The 22,254-nt window shown below is 61.0% G+C and carries 18 protein-coding genes and 1 pseudogene; 7 read left to right on the top strand and 12 right to left on the bottom strand.

From position 1 onward, the window contains the following. Positions 1–440: 440 nt before the first annotated feature. Complete coding sequence (locus C5F71_RS25460) at positions 441–1,253, top strand: bifunctional 2-polyprenyl-6-hydroxyphenol methylase/3-demethylubiquinol 3-O-methyltransferase UbiG (RefSeq protein ID WP_104912265.1); 813 nt, start codon at positions 441–443, stop codon at positions 1,251–1,253. Between the two features lie 126 nt (positions 1,254–1,379). Here C5F71_RS25460 and C5F71_RS25465 read toward each other — a convergent pair whose 3' ends face one another. Further along, on the bottom strand, positions 1,380–1,790 hold the full coding sequence (locus tag C5F71_RS25465) for a TIGR03067 domain-containing protein (protein ID WP_104912266.1): 411 nt from the start codon (positions 1,788–1,790) through the stop codon (positions 1,380–1,382). 400 nt (positions 1,791–2,190) lie between these two features. Here C5F71_RS25465 and C5F71_RS25470 point away from each other — a divergent pair, with 400 nt between their 5' ends. Further along, complete coding sequence (locus C5F71_RS25470; RefSeq protein WP_070996256.1) at positions 2,191–3,534, top strand: Wzz/FepE/Etk N-terminal domain-containing protein; 1,344 nt, start codon at positions 2,191–2,193, stop codon at positions 3,532–3,534. Positions 3,535–3,813: 279 nt separating this feature from the next. Next, positions 3,814–4,713 (top strand): lipid A hydroxylase LpxO, encoded by a 900-nt coding sequence (gene lpxO / locus C5F71_RS25475; protein WP_029290547.1) that lies wholly within the window; start codon positions 3,814–3,816, stop codon positions 4,711–4,713. Between the two features lie 875 nt (positions 4,714–5,588). Here lpxO and C5F71_RS29775 read toward each other — a convergent pair. Then, positions 5,589–5,879, bottom strand: a complete 291-nt coding sequence (locus C5F71_RS29775) for a hypothetical protein (RefSeq protein WP_371923402.1) — start codon at positions 5,877–5,879, stop codon at positions 5,589–5,591. Continuing rightward, a pseudogene (locus tag C5F71_RS25480) lies at positions 5,852–6,215 on the bottom strand (Ku protein); the annotation flags it as partial. The gene C5F71_RS29775 and the pseudogene C5F71_RS25480, both read right to left, overlap by 28 nt. Positions 6,216–6,412: 197 nt before the next feature. Between C5F71_RS25480 and C5F71_RS25485 the strand changes: the two are divergent. Both C5F71_RS25485 and C5F71_RS25490 read left to right on the top strand, forming a co-directional pair. Beyond that, on the top strand, positions 6,413–6,730 hold the full coding sequence (locus C5F71_RS25485) for a hypothetical protein (protein ID WP_070996253.1): 318 nt from the start codon (positions 6,413–6,415) through the stop codon (positions 6,728–6,730). A gap of 19 nt (positions 6,731–6,749) precedes the next feature. Continuing rightward, positions 6,750–7,907 carry a PQQ-dependent sugar dehydrogenase gene (locus tag C5F71_RS25490; RefSeq protein ID WP_070996252.1) on the top strand — a complete coding sequence of 386 codons (1,158 nt, stop codon included), beginning with the start codon at positions 6,750–6,752 and terminating at the stop codon, positions 7,905–7,907. Between the two features lie 30 nt (positions 7,908–7,937). Here the strand turns inward: C5F71_RS25490 and C5F71_RS25495 are convergent, their stop codons facing one another. Both C5F71_RS25495 and C5F71_RS25500 read right to left on the bottom strand, forming a co-directional pair. Next, a complete protein-coding gene (locus C5F71_RS25495; protein ID WP_104912267.1) occupies positions 7,938–8,417 on the bottom strand; it encodes a nuclear transport factor 2 family protein in 480 nt (159 codons plus the stop codon). A gap of 32 nt (positions 8,418–8,449) precedes the next feature. After that, positions 8,450–9,013 (bottom strand): TetR/AcrR family transcriptional regulator, encoded by a 564-nt coding sequence (locus C5F71_RS25500; protein WP_029290561.1) that lies wholly within the window; start codon positions 9,011–9,013, stop codon positions 8,450–8,452. A 124-nt stretch (positions 9,014–9,137) separates the two neighbouring features. Here C5F71_RS25500 and pssA point away from each other — a divergent pair, with 124 nt between their 5' ends. Beyond that, a complete protein-coding gene (gene pssA, locus C5F71_RS25505; protein WP_029290564.1) occupies positions 9,138–10,481 on the top strand; it encodes a CDP-diacylglycerol--serine O-phosphatidyltransferase in 1,344 nt (447 codons plus the stop codon). Here the strand turns inward: pssA and C5F71_RS25510 are convergent. From C5F71_RS25510 to efeU, 5 genes are all read right to left on the bottom strand, one after another. Further along, the gene (locus C5F71_RS25510; RefSeq protein WP_104912268.1) at positions 10,478–11,680 is read right to left on the bottom strand and encodes an MFS transporter; all 1,203 of its coding nucleotides are present in this window, start codon (positions 11,678–11,680) and stop codon (positions 10,478–10,480) included. The genes pssA and C5F71_RS25510 overlap by 4 nt on opposite strands. Positions 11,681–11,949: 269 nt before the next feature. Beyond that, positions 11,950–12,762 carry an iron uptake system protein EfeO gene (efeO, locus tag C5F71_RS25515; protein WP_104912269.1) on the bottom strand — a complete coding sequence of 271 codons (813 nt, stop codon included), beginning with the start codon at positions 12,760–12,762 and terminating at the stop codon, positions 11,950–11,952. A gap of 25 nt (positions 12,763–12,787) precedes the next feature. Then, positions 12,788–14,077, bottom strand: a complete 1,290-nt coding sequence (efeB, locus tag C5F71_RS25520; RefSeq protein WP_104912270.1) for an iron uptake transporter deferrochelatase/peroxidase subunit — start codon at positions 14,075–14,077, stop codon at positions 12,788–12,790. A gap of 14 nt (positions 14,078–14,091) precedes the next feature. Continuing rightward, a complete protein-coding gene (gene efeO, locus C5F71_RS25525) occupies positions 14,092–15,294 on the bottom strand; it encodes an iron uptake system protein EfeO (protein ID WP_104912271.1) in 1,203 nt (400 codons plus the stop codon). Between the two features lie 9 nt (positions 15,295–15,303). Continuing rightward, complete coding sequence (gene efeU, locus C5F71_RS25530) at positions 15,304–16,137, bottom strand: iron uptake transporter permease EfeU (protein ID WP_104912272.1); 834 nt, start codon at positions 16,135–16,137, stop codon at positions 15,304–15,306. A gap of 209 nt (positions 16,138–16,346) precedes the next feature. Between efeU and C5F71_RS25535 the strand changes: the two genes are divergently transcribed. Beyond that, the gene (locus C5F71_RS25535; RefSeq protein ID WP_092236481.1) at positions 16,347–17,363 is read left to right on the top strand and encodes an AraC family transcriptional regulator; all 1,017 of its coding nucleotides are present in this window, start codon (positions 16,347–16,349) and stop codon (positions 17,361–17,363) included. A 289-nt stretch (positions 17,364–17,652) separates the two neighbouring features. Here C5F71_RS25535 and C5F71_RS25540 read toward each other — a convergent pair whose 3' ends face one another. Continuing rightward, positions 17,653–19,068, bottom strand: a complete 1,416-nt coding sequence (locus tag C5F71_RS25540) for an efflux transporter outer membrane subunit (RefSeq protein ID WP_070996246.1) — start codon at positions 19,066–19,068, stop codon at positions 17,653–17,655. After that, positions 19,065–22,244, bottom strand: coding sequence for an efflux RND transporter permease subunit (locus C5F71_RS25545; protein ID WP_104912273.1), 3,180 nt, complete (start codon positions 22,242–22,244; stop codon positions 19,065–19,067). The genes C5F71_RS25540 and C5F71_RS25545 overlap by 4 nt, the downstream gene beginning before the upstream one ends. Between the last annotated feature and the right edge of the window lie 10 nt (positions 22,245–22,254).

The following is a 22,254-nucleotide window of genomic DNA, read 5'->3' on the forward strand; positions in this document are numbered from 1 at the left end:
GCGCTTATTTGGGCCGGGACCCATTCGGAGCCCGGGCCAACGGGCATGCGTCAACAGCGACATGAAGGCGTGAAGCCCAGTCGCCGAGCAGAAATATGGGGTGCATGTTGGAATTTGGCGCGCATTGTCGCATATGTCAGGCGCGAGTTATATGACAGGACGGCGTGTGAGGCGCCGAGAAGTGCCGGGATTGCCTGCTTTGAGTAAAAACTCCACAAAAAACATCGATTTGTATCGAAGTTGTATCCATTGTCGGTTCTGTAATTGATAACAGTTGAACATCCAATGGCCGTGGATTAAGTTCCCTCCGTTCGCCCTGCAGTGATGGCTCTTTACCGGTTCAAGGATGGCGAGGCTATCGGTGCGGGGCGAACCCCTTCTTTATTTTTGACGGCGCTCATTGCCATCCTGTTGCGCACGCTCAATGGTTTGGAGACGCAATGGACACGCTGTCTGCTCAACAGGCTATCGCCAGCAATAAGGCCGCCTGGAACGAATCCGCCGCGCACCATAAAGCTGGCGCCCCCTGGCAAAAGCTGCTCGCGGCCGTGGCCGAGCGCGGTTTCAACTGCCTGGATCCCACGCTGACCGCCTTGTTGCAGCAGGTTGGAATCTCGGGCCGGGATGCCGTGCAACTGGGCTGCAATAACGGCCGTGAGAGCCTTTCGCTGTATGGCCTTGGCGCCAATCGCGTGGTGGGGGTCGACCAATCCGACGCGTTTCTTGCGCAGGCGGCGGAGCTGGCCAGTCGTTCACCTCACAACCCTGAGTTTATCGAAACCGATATTCATCATCTGCCCGAGCATCTGCTGGGTCGTTTTGACGTAGCCCTGATCACCATCGGCGTGCTCAATTGGATGCCGGATATCGCGCTGTTCATGCGGCATGTCGCTAGCACCCTCAAGGAGGGGGGAACGTTGGTGATCTACGAGACCCACCCGTTCCTCGAGGTGTTCGATCCGGAAGCCGCCAACCCGATGCTGCCGGTCACCTCATACTTTCGCCGCGAGCCTTTTGTACAGCACGAGGCGATTGTCTATGAAGGCACGAGCGACGACGCAACCGCTGCGTCGTACTGGTTCGTACACACCTTTGGGGAGGTTGTCAGCGCGGCCATTGCCGCAGGACTACAGATCAGCCACTTGCAGGAGTACCCGCACTCCAACCGTGAAGAGCTCTACGACCGCTATGAGAACCAGTCGGCGCAATTGCCGATGTGCTACACACTGACCGCCGTCAAACGCTCTGCCTGAAGGCAAAAAAAGGCCCGCTGGGGCGGCGGGCCAAGGGATTCATCTGAGGAGTTGGGTTTAACCTAGCGCGTCAAACGTGAAGGGTTTGTGAAAAAACTGTCGTAAAAACGAATGCCTCTCATCTGCTCAAGACTTGCGCATGAAGGTGCGCATTGTCTGCCCCCGTGTCGTACTGAAGCGGGTTGGCCGGGGCATGCCTTCATCCGCGGCGATAAAAACGAAGCTCTCGCCATCCAGGGTGTAGCTGGCGGGTAGGCGTTTTCCTGCGTCAGCCCCGATGGCGTCGATCCAAGTGATGCTCTTGGGTGTGGTGCTGGCATCCAGGGTAAAACAGCCTTGCAGTAATACCTCACCCTCCTGGGTCGTGACCCGGAATTGATCCCCCTCAATCGTAGTCAGCGCGCCAGGCGCACTGTGTTCATCCGGCGGGTTGGCGATGCCGCTGTCTTCCAGGGCGATTTGCTCCCAAGTGCCTTGCAGGGCTTGCCTGTCCAGTTCGCTTGGGCATGGGATCGCGTGGGCCGAGGGTGATGACATGCACAACTCCTTTTTGACCAGGCATAAATGAAGCTCTGCCTACATCAAGAAATATTTCCTATCAAGATTGATTAAAAGGTTTGCAGGAAATTTCCCAAAGTTGTGCTCTGGTCGGGTTTTTTCCTTTACCAGCAGATATTTAAAACTATTTTGACATACCGTGAGAGCGGTGTTTCTCGATATGTCGTCTACGCTGAGCAATGTCTATATGACATTACTGTTTCTGAAGGAAAACAATCTCAATGCTGTAGGGATTTTTTCCGTAGCTCAAGGGTCGGATAAGCGTTGCCTTATGTCGTATTAGCCATATCCAGGGCGTTGTCCCTGCTTTTTCAGTTGGTTATTCAGATCTATCGTGTAGTGGACAGCCAGCGTCCACTTTTTGAAGGGTGTCCCCATTTTGAATAGAACTCCCCAAGTTCAAGCCCCCGTGGCGTCTGATGAAATTGATTTATTTGAGCTGTTTCACTCGATTTGGCGGCAGAAGAAACTGGTAATCGGCTGTACTCTTTTTGCGGGCCTGATTGGAGTGGGTTACGCGCTGCTGGCTCCCCGTGAGTATCAGGTCAGCAGTGTGCTGCGCCCGGCAGCTATCAATGAGCTGGATGCACTCAATCGCTCGGAGGTCTACAAGTTGCCGCCGGCGGATGCCCTGGCCAAAGTCGGCGCGCAACTGGACTCGTACGATGCGCGGCTGAACTTCTTCAAGGCCAACCCGGCCTTGTTCGAAGCGTTCCAGAAACCGGGGCGCAGCCTGGAGCAGAGTTTCGAGGCGTTCAACCGCAACTCGATCAACCTGATTCTGCCCGACCCGAAGAAAGCGGACTCGTTGAGCAGCTATATCCGCCTTGAGCTGCAATACCCCACCGATATCGATGGCGTCGCGATTCTCAATGGCTTTGTCGACTATGCCATCGCCGCCGAGCGTGAGCAGGTGGGCGCCGATCTCAAGGTGATCGTCAACAACCGCCTCACCGAGCTCAAAGGCAAGATTGATGCGGCGCGCTCCAATTACGAAACCGACAAAGAATCGAAAATCGCCAAGCTGCTCGAAGGCGACAAGCTCAAGCGCGCACAGTTGGAAGATGAACTCAGTGCCCTGCGCCTGCAGATGAAAATGCAGCGCTCCAACCGCCTGGCAGAGTTGAGTGAAGCCATCTCGATTGCCAAGTCCATGGGCATCAAGAATCCGACCACTCCGTCGTCGATGGCCGACGCCGGGCGCAGCGGCTCCAGCCAGGTAATGCGCACCGAGGTCAACAACCAGCAGATCCCCCTGTACTTCCTTGGCACCGATGCCCTGGAAGCCGAGCGTACGGCCCTGCAACAGCGAACCAACGATGACTTCACCAACAGCCGCGTCGCGGAAATTGGCAAGGAGTTGCAGTTGCTGGAGGTCAATCGCCAGGTCGAGGTCATGAAGCGGCGGGGCAATGAAGACATTTTCTTGCAGGATGTCGAACCGTTGCGTGCTGAAGTGGCGCGTCTGCGTGGCCTGAATATCGACATGAGCGCCTTGAAACTGGTGACAATTGACCGGCGTGCCCAAGAGCCGCTGAGCCCGATCAAGCCGAAGAAAGTCCTGGTGATTGCGTTGAGCCTGGTGGTTGGCTTGCTGTTGGGGATGCTCATCGCGCTGGTCCGCCATCTGGTCCTCACACGTGGCAAGCCAGTGGCCTATTCGCCCTTGGACGACGACCGTTTTACCCGGCGCGAACGCAAGGATGACCAGCCGCTGGGCTGAGTCAGGGCGCACCTTTCCCGGGCTGCATCGCAGCCCGGCATACCCGCCATCGTGTTTTCGAGGTGGCGCGGCTATACAGTTGGAAGACACCTTTTCACAATTCTTAGTTAACCTTTGGTTACAATCTAGGGCTAAAATAACTGCCATTGGCCACTATCCGAACTGTCTCCAAGACACTCCAGGGCCTGTTAATGAATTGTGATTTCAGGTGCTGCATTTTTCCTCTCGGGCCCGGCCTGAAGGAGCAGCCTGTACTCTTCTGACATGTGACGAATTCCCGTGAAACTCATCATTGTTGCTCTCTACGTTGTCTCCATCGCGTATGTCCACCTGCGTGGCAGGGTTCGACATAAGCTGGGCCGTCAATTAAGCGACCACTCGACCTTCCTTGCGCCGATCAATTGTTTCCTCTACCTGTTCTCCAGGCTGCCTGGCCGCCCGTACCTTTCGCCCAGCGACTTCCCTGACCTGAGCCCACTCCAGGAACATTGGCAGGAGATTCGCGAGGAAGGCCAGAACCTCATGCGCGCTGGCGAGATCAAGCGCTCGGACCAATACAACGACGTGGGTTTCAACTCGTTTTTCAAGTCGGGCTGGAAGCGCTTCTACCTCAAGTGGTACGGCGACAGTCATCCTTCGGCCATGAAGCTGTGCCCGCGCACCACCGAGCTGGTGCAAAGCATCGGTTCGATCAAGGCCGCGATGTTTGCCGAACTGCCACCTGGTTCGAAGTTGGTGCGCCATCGTGATCCTTATGCCGGTTCCTACCGCTATCACCTGGGTCTGGATACACCCAACGATCCAGGCTGCTACATCAATGTGGACGGTGAGAACTACTACTGGCGTGACGGCGAGGCGGTGATGTTCGATGAGACTTACATCCACTACGCCGAAAACACCACGGCGCAGAACCGCATCATTTTGTTCTGTGACATTGAGCGCCCGATGAAATATCGCTGGGCGGCGGCGTTCAATCGCTGGTTCAGCCGCAACGTCATGGCCGCCGCCGGCTCGCCCAACGATGCCGGGGACAAGACCGGTGGGTTGAACCGCGCGTTTACCCGCCTGTACAAGATCCGCCTGCGGGGCAAGGAGCTGAAAAAGCGCAACCGCACCCGTTACTACCTGGAAAAGTGGGCGATCTTTGCCGGCCTGGCGGCGATTTTTATACTGATCTGATCGTCATCCCCTCGCGTCAAACAGACCTCCCAGCCGCCTGAAACCGACTATCAGCCGCTGGCTTTGCGTGGCGAGCGGGCTTGCCCCGCGCTGGGTGGCGAAGCCGCCCCAAGAGCCTGCCGAGTTCTACCAGGCACACCGAGGTGGCCGGTTTTAGGGCCGCTTCGCAGCCCAACGGGGGACAAGCCCCCTCGCCACAGGGGGCGTTGCGGCAGCTTGGAACTTACTGTGGATCGCAGATTTTCTGTGGCGAGCGGGCTTGCCCCGCGCTGGGTGGCGAAGCCGCCCCAAGAGCCTCACCACGTCGCACCAGACACACCGATGTAGCCGGTTTTGGGGCTGCCCACAGGGGGCGTTGCAGCAGCTTGGAACTTACTGTGGATCGCAGATTTTCTGTGGCGAGCGGGCTTGCCCCGCGCTGGGTGGCGAAGCCGCCCCAATAGCCTCACTACGTTGTGCCAGGCACACCGAGGTGGCCGGTTTTAGGGCCGCTTCGCAGCCCAACGGGGGACAAGCCCCCTCGCCACAGGGGGCGTTGCAGCAGCTTGGAACTTACTGTGGATCACAAGTTTTCTGTGGCGAGCGGGCTTGCCCCGCGTTGGGTGGCGAAGCCGCCCCAATAGCCTCACCACGTCGCACCAGACACACCGATGTAGCCGGTTTGGGGGCTGCCCACAGGGGGCGTTGCGGCAGCTTGGAACTTACTGTGGATCGCAGGTGTTCTGTGGCGAGCGGGCTTGCCCCGCGCTGGGTGGCGAAGCCGCCCCAATAGCCTCACTACGTTGTGCCAGGCACACCGAGGTGGCCGGTTTTGGGGCTGCTGCCGCAGCCCAACGGGGGACAAGCCCCCTCGCCACAGGAGTCTGTAGGCTTGTTTAGGGTGAGGGCGGCTGCGCTCCGAGTTTTTGCCACATCTTCTTGCTGATTCGCTGGCGGTTGGCAAAACCCGCCCTGGGATCGGCTTTCAGGCCATGCAAGCGTTCCTCTAGGTTAGCCACGTTCCACTGCTGGGCGCTGCGCAGGCTGGCGAGTTCCTGTCTGCTGAGCGGCACCGAAACCGGCAACCCCGGGCGGGCGCGCACCGAATAGGCGGCGACGGTGCTGGCGCCACGACCATTGAGCAGGTAATCGATAAAGATCTTGCCGATGCGTTTGTCCGGGGCCAGGTAGTAGGGCGTGTCGATGTTCTGCAGGGGGATCTGGTCGCTGTCGATAAACGCGATGATCTCTATGGTTTGCGTGGCCTTGGGGTGGGCGGCGCGAATTTCATCTTCGCTGAGCACCACGTAGCGGCCTTTCTCATAGGCCACGCCCTTGACGATATTGTCTTTGGTGACCTCCTTGCCGGTGGTCTTGTTGATGCGCTTGTAGCCCACCGGGTGCATGCTGCGCTTGTCCAGCCAGTCGAAATCCACGCCCTGGGCAGACGTGGCCGACACCAGCGACACGGGGATGTGAACCAAGCCGAAGCTGATTGCGCCTTTCCAGATTGCCCGTGGCATAGGAGTGCTTCCTGATGGGGAATGGTCTTCAGGTGACCCGCAGCGGCTGGCAAAAGTTTCGGTGGTCGGCTGGCTGGAAGCGCGGCGTTGGAAAAGCCGTGTTACACCTGCCCGGAAAGTATTTAGTTACCAAACCCGAACCCTGCGCGTAGCGTGCTATCGAATGCAGGTATTCCTCGCCCCAGAGAGGCTTTGTCATGAACAGCCGTACGCGCAGCCTTGTGGTGTTGGCCCTGGGCCTTGCCTTGAGTGGCGGGGTGCAGGCCCAGAACCTGCCCGGCAACAACAACCCGTATAACAGCCCGATCAAGCGGGCCAACCCCAACAGCATGCAGGGCACCCAGCCCAATACACCGGCGACGCGTGGCACCTATACCGCGCCGGTGCCTCGCCCGCCGACCCTGGAAAACGGCGGCATCGGCAATCGTTATCCGCAGCGTGATGCCGCTCCCGCACGTCCTGCCACCCAGCCTTCAGCCCCGACGCAAGATGCCAATGGCAATCGCCGGCCCTAAATAAAAGGAACCCCACGGTATGTTTCTACGCACAACCCTTTTAGCGACCTGTTGCGCCAGCGCCCTGGCCACCGCGCTTCCGGCGCTTGCTGGCGATACCCGACAGTTTCCCAGTGAGCAAGGCAGTGTCACCGCGACGGCTATCGTCAAAGGCCTGGACCACCCATGGGCAGTGGCGTTTTTGCCAGACCAGCAAGGCTTCCTGGTCACCGAACGGCCGGGGGCGCTGCGCTTTGTCAGCCGTGACGGCAAATTGTCCGCGCCGCTCAGCGGCGTGCCGCAAGTGTGGGCCAAGGGGCAGGGCGGTTTGCTGGATGTGGTGCTGTCACCGGATTTCAAGGAGGACCGGTTGGTCTACCTGTCCTACGCCGAAGGTGGCGGCCAGGGCGGCACGGCCGGTACGGCGGTCGGGCGTGGCCGTTTGAGCGATGACCTGAGCAGCTTGAAGGACTTCCAGGTAATCCTGCGTCAGGCACCCAAGCTTTCGACGGGCAATCACTTCGGCTCGCGCCTGGTGTTTGACCGCGATGGCTACCTGTTTGTGACCCTGGGCGAGAACAATGATCGCCCTACGGCCCAGGACCTGGACAAGCTACAAGGCAAGGTCGTGCGGATCTACCCGGACGGTCGCGTACCGGATGACAACCCGTTTGTCGGCCAACCCGGGGCCAGGCCGGAGATCTGGTCCTATGGCCAGCGCAACCCCCAGGGCGCGGCGCTGAATCCCTGGACCGGCACCCTCTGGGAAAACGAACACGGCCCGCGCGGCGGTGATGAAATCAATATCATCGAGCGTGGCAAGAACTACGGCTGGCCCCTGGCGACCCATGGCATCAACTATTCGTTGTTGCCGATTCCCGAAGCCAAGGGCAAGACTGCCGAAGGCACGGTCGCCCCCCATCATGTGTGGGAAAAGTCGCCGGCCATCAGTGGCATGGCGTTCTACGATGCCGACCGTTTCAAGGCTTGGCAGCACAACCTGTTTATAGGCGCCTTGGCCAGCCAGGAGCTGATCCGCCTGCAGTTCGATGGCGACAGGGTGGTCCACGAAGAACGCCTGCTGGGTGAGTTGAAGGCGCGCATCCGCGATGTACGCCAGGGCCCGGATGGTTTCCTGTACGTACTCACGGATGAGGCTGATGGCGTGTTGTACCAGGTGGGGTTGAAGCAGGATTGACGGGCACTGCAGGGGCCGGCAAGCCGACCCCTACAGCCCCAGCTCGGACAGCCCCGGATGATCGTCCGGGCGTCGCCCCAGGGGCCAGTGGAACTTGCGTTCGCTCTCCTTGATGGGCATGTCATTGATGCACGCATGCCGGTTGGACATCAGGCCGTTCTGGTCGAACTCCCAGTTCTCGTTGCCATAGGAGCGGAACCAGTTGCCGGAATCGTCGTGCCATTCATAGGCATAACGCACGGCGATACGGTTACCGGTAAAGGCCCACAACTCCTTGATCAAGCGATAGTCCAGTTCCCTGGCCCATTTGCGCGTGAGGAAATCCTTGGCTTGCTCACGGTTATGGGCGAATTCGGCGCGGTTACGCCATTTCGTGTCCAGGGTGTAAGCCAGCGATACGCGCTGCGGGTCACGGGAGTTCCAGCCGTCTTCGGCGAGACGGATCTTTTCAATGGCCGATTGTTCGGTAAAGGGCGGCAAGGGCGGACGCACTTGTGCATTGGCGGTCATTTGATTACTCCTTTGGATTGTCAGTCGTTAATTCAAAGTGCCAATAACAATTGCGCCATGCATTGCGCATTATCAGCGGCAGTTTCATCGCCCATTATCAGGGCCATGGTGATGGCGCCATCGACCAGGATCAGCAGTTGCGCGGCCTGTTGCTCCGGGGCCGGGGTGCCATGGGCGTTGCACAGTTCAAGCAGGTACTCGAACAGTTTCTGTTTGTGCGCCTTGGCCAACAAACGGACCGGGTCTTGCGGGTTGCCGGTCTCGCCGCTGGTGTTGATAAAGGCGCAGCCGCGAAAGTCCGCAGAGGCGAACCAGGCCTTGAGCGCGCTGAACACGCCAAGCAGGCGCGCGCCGCTGTCTGGCGCTTGTTCGACCTCGCTGCGCAGCCACTGCAGCCAACGCTCGTCGCGCCGCTGCAGGGCGGCGATTACCAGTTCATCCTTGTTGGCGAAGTAGCGGTAGATGCTTTTCCTGGAGACACCGGCGGTTTTCACCAGTCGTTCCATGCCGGTGGCCGCAATGCCGTGCCGGTAGATTAACTTTTCGGTGACATCCAGAATAATGTCGCGGGTTTCAGTAGTGGTCATATCGTTCATGCCGCCAACAGTAGAACGATCGTTCTTCATGGTCAATGAATTATTTTCCATGGTTCGTGGGCAGACCTGGGCACCCCCATGGTGTAAGCTCTCGGGCTCTTCGGATTCGATCATTGCGAGCCCTATGCCGTCGTTATTCAAACGTTCCCTGTTGCCCAAGTTGCGCGGTTTCCCCCTGGCTACCGATGCGATCGAGGTGCTGTCCGGCGCTGCCGAGTTTCGCCGCTGCCTGCTGGAGAAAATTGCCCAGGCCCAACACCGTATCTATATCGTCGCCTTGTACCTGCAACAGGACGAAGCGGGCCAGGAGGTGTTTGACGCGCTGCATGCCGCCAAGGCGGCACGGCCTGAACTGGATATCGTGGTGATGGTCGACTGGCTGCGCGCCCAACGCGGGCTGATCGGCGCGGGCAAGCAGCCGGGCAACAGCGCCTGGTACCAGGCGATGACCCAGTCACACTCGACGCAAGTGCCGGTGTATGGGGTGCCGGTACAGACCCGCGAGCTGTTTGGCGTGCTGCATCTTAAGGGCTTTGTGATTGACGATAGCGTGCTGTACAGCGGCGCCAGCCTGAACAATGTGTACCTGCACAAGTTCGACAAATACCGCTTCGACCGTTATCACCTGATCCATAACAAGCCACTGGCCGACTCCATGCAGCACCTGGTGGAACACGGCCTGGTCGCCTCCAAGGCGGTCCACCGCCTGGACCTGCCCAACCTGCCCACCACTCGCAGCCTGCGCAATGACATTGGCGACTTGCGCAGCCGGCTCAAGCACGCGACCTATGACACCACGGCCGGTCAGGCTGGCATTGGCGGGTTGTCGGTCAGCCCGTTGCTGGGGGTGGGCAAGAACAACCCGCTGAGCCGGGTGATCTGCGAGCTGATCGCCAGTGCACAGCAGCAATTGACCATCTGCACCCCGTATTTCAACCTGCCGCTACCGGTAACCCGGGAGATCAACCGCGCGCTGGCCCGTGGGGTGAAGATCGACATCATTGTCGGCGATAAGACCGCCAACGACTTCTACATCCCGCCCAGCGAACCGTTCAGGATCATCGCCGCACTGCCGTATCTCTACGAAATCAGCCTGCGCCGCTTTGCCAAGCGTCACCAGCGCATGATCGACAGCGGCCAGCTCAACCTGCACCTGTGGCGCGATGGGGATAACACCTATCACCTCAAGGGCATGTGGATCGACGAGCGCTATACCTTGCTCACCGGCAATAACCTCAACCCCAGGGCTTTCCGCCTGGACCTGGAAAACGCCTTGCTGATCGATGATCCCCAGGGCCAGTGGCTGGCGCCACGGCGTAGCGAGCTTGAGGAGATTTTCCGGCACGCCACACGGATCCAGGGCTACCAGCAGTTGGAAACACTGGTGGATTACCCCGAAGCCGTCGGCAAGTTCCTGCGCCGGGTCAGCCGGGTCCGGGTCGAGCGCTTGTTGTATCGGATCCTCTAGTGACGCGGTGCCGGCCAGAGCGCAATCAGCAACAGCAGGGCCGCGGCGACCAGGTAGGGTAGTCGCGGTTCGACGGCATAGATCAGCGTCCCGGCCAGAGGCCCGACTACCACCCCCAAGCCTTGTGCTGCACCGACCGAGCCTGCGGTGGCGCCTTGTTCCGAGGCCTCCACCGCGTTGGCCGCCAGTGCGGCGAACGACGGGAAGATCCAGCCCATGCCGGCCGCCGAGACGAAGAAACACAGCCAGAGGATCCACGCCGTATCCGCGAACATGCTGCCGGCAAACCCCAGGGCAGAGACGATAGCGCCGACGCGGATCATCCGCAGGGGCGGCCACTCCAGTTTGCGCACCAGCAATTGCGAGCAGATCAACGCCAGGCCCACCATCGTCAGGGCAATCCCGGCGGTTTGCGCGGCGTCGGCGGGGTTCATCTGCAGGCGGTCCAGGGCGAAAAAGCCCACGGTGATCTGGGCGATGGACACACACAGCATGGCGGCAAAGGCCACCACCAGTGGGCGCCGCAAGCGTGGGTCCGAGAGGTTGACGGCCTTGGGCGGTTGCTTGAGGTGCAGCTCCTGGCGCGGCAGTTTCAGCAGCAACACCACAAAGCCCAGCATCGGCAACAACGCCATCGCATAAAACGGCAGGCTCAGGCTGTAGCGGGCCAGCAGCGCGGCAATTGCCGGCCCCAGCACCAGGCCGCAGGCGTTGGCCGCGCCCAGCGAGGCCATGGCCTTGGCGCGGTGGGCCGGCTCGATATTGTCGGCGATCAGCGCATAACCGCCCACCGGGATCGCCGCGTAGAACACCCCGATCAACCCGCGCCCTAGCACCAACCCGATAAAGGCCAGCATGGCCGAGGGCAGCAGTTGCAGGGACGCGTCGATAAACACGCACAGCGCCCAGTACGCCAGAGTGAATCCACCGGTGCCCAACAGCAGCACCCGGCGCCGCCCCAGCCGGTCACTGGCCTGGCCCCAGGGCCGCGCCAACAGCATCCAGATCACCCCGGACACGGTAACGGCCGCACCCGCTTGCCAGGTCGCCAGCCCCAGCACCCGGGCGATGGGGCCGATCAGCGAGACAAACGCCATCATCGCCATGGTGCAGGCCATATTGGCGATCAGCAGGGGGCGCAGGTTGAATGACACTGAGGTGGGCAAGGCAGCATCAACGCTGGCGGCCGAATCGGGCATGGGAAATCTTCCGTGAGTGGGATCGATTGAACGTTATAGGTAAGACGGTTAAACGCATAGCGCGATTAGCCGCAATGATGAAGATCTACAGCTGCTCTGCGCCCTAATGCCGATCAGTAAGCGAACGCAATGCTCAAAGCAGCGAAGATCAAATGTGGGAGCGGGCTTGCTCGCGAAAGCAGTGGGTCAGTCAACATCAATGTTTGCTGGGCCGACGCCTTCGCGAGCAAGCCCGCTCCCACAGGGGGGTGTGGATGCCGAAGGCTTTCTCAGTTCAGGCCCAGTTTGCCACGCAGGGTCGACAGGTCTTCGGCCAAGGTGTTGACCGGGCCGACCAAGGCCTTGCGGTCGTTTTCCTTGACCTTGTCATAGGTCTCAAAGCCACCATCAGCCGTTTTGTATTTGGCCAGGATGCTGTCCACCGTGGCGAAGTTCTTGTCGACCTTGGCCAAAAACGCCTTGTCCTGTTGCTCGATCTGCCCACGGAACAGGTCGACGATTTTCTTCGCCCCGTCGATATTGCCCTGGAAGTCATACAGGTCGGTGTGGCTGTAGCGGTCTTCTTCGCCGGAGATCTTGGTGGCGGCCACTTCTTCGAGCAATGCGGCCGCGCCGCCGACGACTTTTTCTGGCGGGAAGGTCAGGCCGGCGACGCGGGTTTGCAGGTCCTTGACGTCCTTGTTCAAACCATCGGCCAGGGCGTCCAGGCCCTGGGTGCTGTTCTCGGCAAACAGGCTGTATTCGAGGCGGTGGAAACCGGTGAAGTCCTCGGCCTTCACGCCTTTTTCGTGATCGTCGACCCGTGAGTCGATCGAGGCGTCCAGTTCGCTGAACAACTCGGCGATGGGCTCGATGGACTCATAGTGCACGCGGGTAGGGGCATAGAGTTTTTTTGCGGTGGCCAGGTCGCCTTTTTTCACCGCGTCGGTAAAGGCCTGGGTCTGGGTGACCAGTTCATCGATCTTGTCGGTGACATAGATCTTGTAGTCCGACACCGGCCCCACCAGGTCCAGGGGCGCCGTCGCGGCAAAGGCTGCGAGCGGAGAAAGGGTCAACAACAATGCAAGAGACGACTTCTTCATGGGACGGTTTCCGCTGGGATGGGGTTTAGGTGTTGGCAGTGCTGTGCAGCAAGGTGCGACCGATGAAATCCTGCGGCCCGGTGACGCCTGGCAGCGTGAAGAAGTACCCACCGCCCACCGGCTTGAGGTACTCCTCCAGCGGCTCGCCATTGAGCCGGGTTTGCACGGTAATGAAGCCTTTTTCCAGGTCGGCCTGGTAGCAGATAAACAGCAGGCCCATGTCCAACTGGCCGTTCTTGTTGACGCCGTTGGAGTAGTTGAACGGCCGGCGCAGGATCAGGTTGGCCTGGGTTGCAGCGGTGCGCGGGTTGGCCAGGCGGATGTGGGCGTCGAGCTTGGTCAGCTTGCCTTCTGGGTCTGTGCTGTAGTCGGGCACCTGGGCTTCGTTGTGACCGCCCATGGGCGCGCCGCTGGTCTTGATCCGGCCAATGATGCTTTCCTGTTCCTGCAAGGGCGTGCGGTCCCAACGCTCGACGAAGTTGCGGATGATCCGCACCGCCTGGTAGCTGCCATTGGCGGCCCAGGCGGGTTCGTCACTGCCGGGCTGGACCCACACCAGTTGGTCCATGGCCTTGGCATCGTTGGAGTCCGGGTTGGCCGAGCCATCGCGAAAACCCAGGAAATTACGCGCACTCTGTGCCGGTTGCCCCGCCCGGGCAGGCGCCTGGGGCGGTACGCTGCCTTCCTGTTTCCAGCGCACCAGCAGCAGGTCAGGCAGGTTTTTCACGATATCGCGCAGGGCGTGGATGTTGGTGTCGGGGGTGTTGGAGCTGAACTGCAGGCTCAAGTCGCCATGGCACTGCGCAGGTTCCAGGGCGTCATTGGGGAAGCCGACCATGCGGCTCAGGCGCTTGGGCTTGGCGCCGGCCAGGCCGAAACGTTCGTCGAACAGCGACTCACCCACCGACACGGTAATCGTCAGGTTATCCGGGGTGACCACCGGGCCAAGGATCCCGGAGTCAGTGGGCGGTAGTTTGGGATCGACTTGTGGCACCGTACCGCCGGTCATCAGGAAACCGATACGCTCGTTGAGGGTGCGAAACAGCCGCTCCAGGTCTTCGCGGTCGCTGGCCAACACATCGAACGCCACCAGCATGCCGCAGGCCGGGCGCGGGGTGACAATGCCGCTCTGGTGCTTGCCGTGGAAGGCGTGGTGGTCCTGGGTTTTTTCGCTGCCGGGGGCGGCGGTGACCTGGGCCGCGCCGGCCGCCATGGCGGGGCAACTGAGGCTACTGCCGGCAATCGCCGCACCGGTGGCGGCCATGCCCAGCAATACGCGGCGGCGCTGGGCGTTGAACTGTTCTGAATCACTCATTTATTCGGTCGTCTTCACTTAAGGCCTGTGAGGCCAAGGGCTGGGTCGATTCCATCGAGTGCGGCGGCCAGAGCCTTGGCCTTGTCGGCGATCTGCTGGCGCTGATCGGCGGTAACGCTGTCATAGGTGCGGTAGTTGCCATCGACCTGCAGGCCGTCGAGTTGCCCGGCGAAGGCGCTGATCGCGCTATCGATACCTGGCAGCAGCTCGGCAGCGGACTTGGTCAAAAGCGGACGCATCAGCTCAACCACCTTGCGCGTCGCCGCCAGGTTTGCGGCAAAGCCATTGAGGTCGAGGTGGCTGTAGCGTTCCTCTTCGCCACTGGCGGCGCGCACGTCGGCCAGGCTATTGAGGTTGCGCACCAGGATGCTGACCAGTTGCTCGGGCGGCAGTGACTGCGCGAGCAACTGCTGCTTGAGGGCGGTGACATCACTTAGCAAGCGCTGGGCAATCGGTGCCAGGCCGTCGAGGCTGTGCTGCGCGAAGAGGCTGTATTCCAGGCGATGAAAGCCGCTGAAGGCCGGGTCCTGTTCGCGTTTTTCGAAGTGATCGGCGCGGGCATTGATTGCGTTGTCCAGCTCGGCCAGGCGCTGGGCTGCCGGGGCCAGGCGCTGGTAAGCCTCGCGTGCTGGCAGGTACAGGGCCTGGGCTTGGCTCAGGTCGCCCGCAGCAATTGCTTGTTCGAGGGCGCTGACGGCCTTGATCAAGGCGCTGCCCTGGCTATTGAGGTACACGCGAAACTCCGACAGCGGGCCGATAAAGGCCACCATCGACGGCTTGGCTTTGGCCTGGGCGTCGGATTCGGCGGTGGGGGTTACCTGCAAGGTGCCGCGCGGGTTGCTCAACAGGCCGCAGGTGATGGCGTAGTCGCCCGGCAACAGGTTGGCGTTGATCACCTGGCTCAGGCCGGGGGCGATGTTTTCACGCTCTTCGACCACCAGTACGCCGTCGAGGATTTCCCACTCCACTGCACGATCGGAGCGGTTGATGATGCGAAAACTCGCACGACCGGCAGGCACTGTCAGGGCGTTGGGTTCGCAGGCGTGGGCGTGGATGATCACCGCGATTTCGTTGTGATTGACCTGGCGCTTGGCCGCGGCCAATTGCGAGGCATAGTAGAACAGGCCACCGGCGGCGATCATCACGATCACCGAGCCGGCTAGCGCCCACCGCAAGGCGCGGGGTGGCGAGGCGGGGGCAGGGGCTTGGTTTGGCAAGGGACGACCTTACTGGCTGGAGACGGAAGAGGAGGTGGCTGGCGCGGCGGGCATAAAGAACATCACCAACGCCAGCACCAGATAAGTCAGGTAGGCACCCAGGGTGCTGACGGTCGGTGCGTCCTGATAGCCAAACATGCCGGCCAGTACCGAACCCAGCGGGCCATCCATCGGCAGGGTGGCGCTGAAATCGAACAGTACGGTTTGCAAGTGGTTCCACACCCCGGCTTCATGCAGGGCCTGCACCGAGTTGGCGAGGATGCCGGCGGCTACTACCAGGATGAACAGTCCGGTCCAGCGAAAGAACGCGGCGAGGTTCAGGCGCATGCTGCCGCTGTAGATCAGGAACCCGACCACAATCGCCAGCACCAGGCCGAGCAGGGCGCCGATGGGCGCTGCCGGACCTTCGCTTTGCTGGAACACCGCGAGCAGGAAGAACACCGTTTCCAGGCCTTCGCGGGCCACGGCGAAAAACACCATGGCGATCAGCGCAATCACTTGGTTGCGCGAGCCGGCCAGCGCGTGATCCAGGGATTGATGCAGGGAGTGCTTGATCGAGCGCGCGACTTTACGCATCCAGAACACCATGGAACTGAGAATGCCCACGGCCACCAGGCCGACAATGCCTTCGAACAGTTCTTGCTGCTTTTGCGGGAACTCGGCGCTGACCAACTCCAGGCCACCGCCGACCAACAGCGCCAGGGCGGCGGCCAGAAACACGCCAATCCATACTGCCGGCATCCATTGGCCACGGCCGGTCTGTTGCAGGTAGCTGGCGATGATGCCAACGATCAATGCGGCTTCAATGCCTTCGCGCAGCATGATGAGAAAGGGTACGAGCATCGGGCACCGCAACGTAATTAGTTAGGGTGCTAAGTTGTAACATAATGATACTCATTGCTAAACAGAGGATCTTGACGTTTCCTGAACAGCCGCTGAACAGCCCTCTATCTCCTGGCTTCTGCAAGGATTGATGAAATGCCAGGCCTCTCTGTTCCTTCCAGGCCAGCACGCTCCTACAATGGCCGACCTACAAGATTGAGCCCTTGCCCATGTCGGAAAAAGACACAATCTCCATCCACCTGGTTCGCGAAGCCTTGTTGCAAAGTTGCGCCCCCGGTGCGGCGACGCGAGAGGCGCTGAACAAGGTAGGGATCGACCCAGCGTTGCTGGAGCAGCCCGCCGCCCGGGTTCCGGCCCTGGCGTACGCGCGGCTCTGGCGCTTGCTCGCGCGCCGCCGGGATGATGAGTTCTTTGGCATGGACCCGCGCAAGTTGAAGTCTGGCAGCCTGGAGTTCCTGTGTCGCGCCGCTATGGCCCAGCCCACCCTGGGCGAAGCCCTGGAAACCGGCCTGAGCTTCCTGTCGCTGATGCTCGAACACCTGCCGGCGCAATTGGTACGCCAGCAAAGCCTGGCGGAAATCGTCTTGCTGGAACACGAGCCCGAACCGCGCCGGGCGTTCACCTATTTTTGCTACTGGATGATCGTCCACGGCGTCGCCTGCTGGCTGGCCGGGCGGCGCATCCCGATCCTGGCCATCGAATTGCGCAGTGCGCAGCCGGCCTTTTGTGATGATTACCAGGTGATGTTTTCCGACAACCTGCGTTTTGATCGCACCCGTACGCGGATGATCTTTTCGGCAGACTGCCTCGACCTGCCGGTCAAGCGCAGCCCCGAAGAACTCAAGCGTTTCCTGGCCCATGCACCGGCCAATATCCTGGTCAAATACCGCGACCCCGACAGCCTGGCGATGCGCATCAAGCACGACCTGCGCCAGCGCCCGGCCCAACACTGGCCGGAAACCGAAAGCCTGGCCCAAGAATTATGCATGTCCGCCTCGACCCTGCGCCGGCGCCTGGCCGAAGAAGGGCAGACCTACCAGGGCCTCAAGGACAGCGTGCGCAAGGAACTGGCGGTTGTCTGGCTGGCCGAGGCCGATATCAGCTTCGCCGAGATCGCCAGCCGCCTGGGTTTTGCCGATGTGAGTTCGTTCTATAAGGCGTTTCGCAAGTGGTCGGGGTCCAATCCTGGGCATTACCGTAGCTTGATTCTTACCGACGCCAACTAAGCCGTCGGCACTGCGCAGTCTGCATGGCAACAGAGCTTCTGTGGCGAGGGGGCTTGTCCCCCGTTGGGCTGCGTAGCCGCCCCAAAACCTGCACCCTCGGTTGACCTGACACACCTCGGTGATCTTATTGGGGCTGCTACGCAGCCCAGCGGGGGACAAGCCCCCTCGCCACGACAGCCCCCTCTCCACAAAAGCCGCCGCAAACACCAGAGCAAAAAAAGCCCCGTGACCGAATGGACCACGGGGCTAAAAATTGGCTGGATGCGACCAACCAAAGGAGCTCTTTACATCACTTGAGGGTGGCGACCACCGTGTCTGGCTGCCAGCCACCACCCAATGCCTTGTAGATCGCCACGATGCCGCGATACAGGTCTACTTCGGCCAGGGCCTGGGCGTCTTCGGCCGCCAGGCGTTCACGCTGGGCGTCGAGCAGCACGAGGAAGTCGGCGGTGCCTTCGCGGTAGCGGATCTCGGCCAGGTCGGCCGCAGCACGGCTGGATTCGCTTTGGCGGATCAGCGAGATCAGGCGCTGTTGGCGTTTGCCGTAGTCGCTGAACGCGTTCTCGGATTCTTCCAGCGCCAGCAACACTTGCTGCTCGTACGTCGCCAGGGCGCCGTCGGCCTCGGCATCGGCGCCGCGCAATCGGGCGCGCACGCTGCCCAGGTCAAAGGCGGCCCAGGTGATGCTCGGGCCCAGGGCCCAGGCATTGGCGGCAGACGAGCCGATCTGCGAGCCACGGCCGGCGGTAAAGCCAAGGAAGCCACTGAGGCTGACCCGTGGAAACAGGTCGGCCTTGGCCACGCCGATACGCGCGGTGGCCGCTGCCAGTTTGCGTTCGGCGCTGAGAATGTCCGGGCGCCGTTGCAGCAGTTGCCCCGGGTCGCCAATCGGCAAGGCCTTGGCAATCGCCGGCAGGTCGGCCGGGCTCAGGTCCACTGTGAGTTTGTCCGGGCGCTGGCCGAGCAGGGTGGCGATGCGGTTGCGTTCGCGCACTTGTTCGGCCTGCAATTGCGGCACGCTGGCTTCAACCGCCGCCAGGCGTGCGTCGGCCCGTACCACGTCCAGTTGGTCGCCGACGCCGGCATCGCGCAGGCTTTCGGTGATGGTGCGCGAATCCTGCTGGTTCTTCAGGTTGGCCAGGGCGATTTTTTCTCGCAGTTGCGCACCGCGCAATTGGCCGTAGGCGTCCACCAGTTCGGCAATCATGCTGACTTGCAGTTGATAGAGGTCGGCTTCGGCGGCTTGCTGGTCGGCGTCGCTGGCCTCCAGGTTACGCTGGATGCGGCCAAACAGGTCCAGCTCCCAGGCCATGTCCAGGCCCAGGTCATAGCGCTCGCTGTTGACCCGGCGGGTGGTCTGGCCCGGGATCTGCCCTTTGGCCAAGTCGCTGCTGGCGCGGCTGGTGATGGTGGGCATCGCGTCATTGCTGGCGTCATCCCGAATCGCCCGGGCGGCCCGCAGGCGGGCAAACGCTACGCGCAGGTCGCGGTTGCCGCTCAACGATTGCGTCACCAGCTGGTTGAGGATCGGGTCCTCGAACTGCTGCCACCAGATGCCTTCGAACTTGGCGTGGTCGTACTGCTTGGCATCGGCGGCGGCCGTGATATTGGCCGCCTCCAACTGCTGGGTTTTATAATCCGGGCCCACGGCACAGGCGGCGAGCGCCAATACCAACAGGCTCGGCAAGAACACTTTCACACTCATTGCTGTGTCTCCAGCTTCAAGGCCTTGGCCGCTTTGCGTGCATCGCTGCGCTCCACATAACGGCGGATCAACACGTAGAACACCGGCGTCAGCAACAGGCCGAAGAAGGTCACGCCGATCATCCCGGAGAATACCGCCACACCCATGGCGTGCCGCATCTCGGCACCCGCGCCGCTGGAGAACACCAAGGGCACCACGCCCATGATGAAGGCGAACGAGGTCATCAGGATCGGCCGCAGACGCAGGCGGCAGGCTTCCAGCACCGCAGCCAGCGGGTCGAGGCCTTCTTCCTGTTTGTCCTTGGCGAATTCGACGATCAGAATCGCGTTCTTACAGGCCAGGCCCACCAGTACGATCAAGCCGATCTGGGTAAAGATGTTGTTGTCGCCACCGGACAGAATCACCCCGGTAATGGCCGACAACAGCGTCATCGGTACGATCAGGATTACCGCCAGTGGCAGGCTCCAGCTTTCGTATTGGGCGGCCAGTACCAGGAACGCCAGCAGTACGCAGAGCGGGAACACGAACAGCGCGGTATTGCCCGAGAGGATTTGCTGATAGGTCAGGTCCGTCCACTCGTAGGTCATGCCGTTGGGCAGTTCTTCCTTGAGCAGTTTCTCGATCGCCGCCTCAGCCTGGCCCGAGCTGTAGCCAGGGGCCGCGTTGCCGTTGATTTCGGCGGTGATAAAGCCGTTGTAGTGCATCACGCGGTCCGGCCCCGAGGTGTCGCTGACCTTGATAAAGGTCGCCAGCGGGATCATTTCGCCCTTGTTGTTGCGCACTTTCAGCTGGCCGATCTGCTCTTCGTCGAGGCGGAACTGCTGCTCAGCCTGCACGTTAACTTGATAGGTACGGCCGAAGCGGTTGAAGTCGTTGGCATACAACGAGCCCAGGTAGATCTGCAGGGTGTCGAAGATGTCGCTGATCGCCACGCCGTGGGTCTTGGCCTTTTCACGGTCGATAGCCGCATCGACCTGGGGCACGTTGACCGTGTAGCTGGTGAACAGGCCAAACAGTTCAGGCACGTTGTGGCTCTTGGCGATGACGTTCTGCACTTCTTTGTACAGTTCTTCGTAGCCCAGGTTGCCGCGGTCTTCGACTTGCAGGCGGAACCCGCCAATGGTGCCCAGGCCCTGTACCGGCGGCGGCGGGAAGATCGCCATGTAGGCTTCCTGGATATCCGCATACTTGCCGTTCAGTGCCCCGGCAATCGCCCCGGCGGACATGCTCGGATCCTTGCGCTCGCCGAAGGGCTTCAAGGTCACGAACACGATGCCGCTGTTCGGGCTGTTGGTGAAGCCGTTGATCGACAGGCCCGGGAAGGCGATGGCGCTTTCCACGCCGGGCTGTTTCAGGGCGATGTCGGACATGCGCTTGATCACGTTTTCGGTGCGGTCCAGGCTGGCGGCGTCCGGTAACTGGGCGAAAGCCACCAGGTACTGCTTGTCCTGGGCCGGTACGAAACCGGTCGGCGTATGGGCAAACCCGAAGAAGGTCAGCACCATCAGGCCGCCATACACGAACAGCGCGATACCGGTGCCGCGAATCACCCGGCGCACGGTGCCCACATAGCCATGGCTGGCTTTTTCAAAAAAGCGGTTGAATGGACGGAACAGCCAGCCACCGAAGAGCTTGTCGAGGAACCTGGAGAACCGGTCCTTTGGCGCGTTATGGCTGCGCAGCAACACCGCCGCCAGGGCTGGCGACAGAGTCAGGGAGTTGAATGCCGAGATCACGGTAGAGATGGCAATCGTCAACGCAAACTGTTTGTAGAACTGCCCGGTCAAGCCGCTGATAAAGGCGGCCGGAATAAACACCGCACACAGCACCAGCGCCGTGGCAATGATCGGCCCGGTCACTTCGCTCATGGCTTTTTCCGTGGCCGGGAAGGGCTCCAGGCCCAGCTCGATGTTACGTTCGACGTTCTCCACCACCACGATGGCATCGTCCACCACGATCCCGATGGCCAACACCAGGCCGAACAGCGACAGCGCATTGAGTGAGAACCCGAACAGGTGCATCACCGCAAAGGTACCGATCAATGACACCGGCACCGCGACCAGGGGAATGATCGACGCACGCCAGGTCTGCAGGAACAGGATCACCACCAGAACCACGAGGATCAACGCCTCGAACAAGGTGTGGACCACCGCCTCGATCGAGCCACGCACAAACACGGTCGGGTCGTAGGCGATGCGGTAATCCATGCCTTCAGGGAAGCTCTTTTTCAGCTCCGCCATTTTGCTGCGCACATCGTTGGAGATGTCGATGGCGTTGGAGCCCGGCCGCTGGAAAATCGGAATCGCCACCGCCGGCTGGTTGTCGATCAGGGAGCGCAAGGCATATTGGCTGGAGCCCAGCTCGATGCGCGCAATGTCCTTGAGGCGCGTGATCTCGCCGTTGTCGCCGGCGCGAATCACGATGTTTTCGAACTCTTCCTCGGTGACCAGGCGCCCCTGGGTATTGACCGACAGCTGGAAGCTGGTGTCATTCGGCGCAGGCTGCGCGCCCAGGGCACCGGCGGCCACCTGGCGGTTTTGCTCGCGAATCGCGGTCACGACATCGCTGGCGGTCAGGTTGCGCGAGGCGGTCTTGTTCGGATCGAGCCACACCCGCAGGGAGTAGTCGCCCATGCCGAACAGCTGCACATCACCCACACCACCCAGGCGTGCCAACTCATCCTTGATATTGAGGATCGCGTAGTTGGACAAGTAGAGCATGTCGTAGCGCTGGTCCGGGGAGGTCAGGTGCACGACCATGGTCAGGTCGGGGGAGGCCTTGTCCACGGTGATACCGATGCGCGTCACTTCTTCAGGCAGTTTTGGCTGAGTGCGCGTCACACGGTTTTGCACCTGCACCTGGGCGTTATCCAGGTCGGTACCCAGGGCGAAGGTGATGGTCAGGGTCAACTTGCCGTCGGCGGTCGACTGCGAGGACATGTAGAGCATGTTCTCGACGCCGGTGATCGCCTGTTCCAGCGGTGAGGCCACGGTTTCACCGATGACTTTGGGGTTGGCGCCCGGGAAGTTGGCACGCACGACCACGGTCGGCGGTACCACTTCCGGGTATTCGCTGATCGGCAACTGGAACAGCGAGATCGCGCCGGCGATCAGGATCAGCAGTGAGAGCACCGCTGCGAAGATCGGCCGTGATATGAAGAACTTGGAAAAATTCATCTTGTGTGTA

This window comes from Pseudomonas sp. LG1D9 (assembly GCF_002949995.1).
Classification (GTDB): domain Bacteria; phylum Pseudomonadota; class Gammaproteobacteria; order Pseudomonadales; family Pseudomonadaceae; genus Aquipseudomonas; species Aquipseudomonas proteolytica.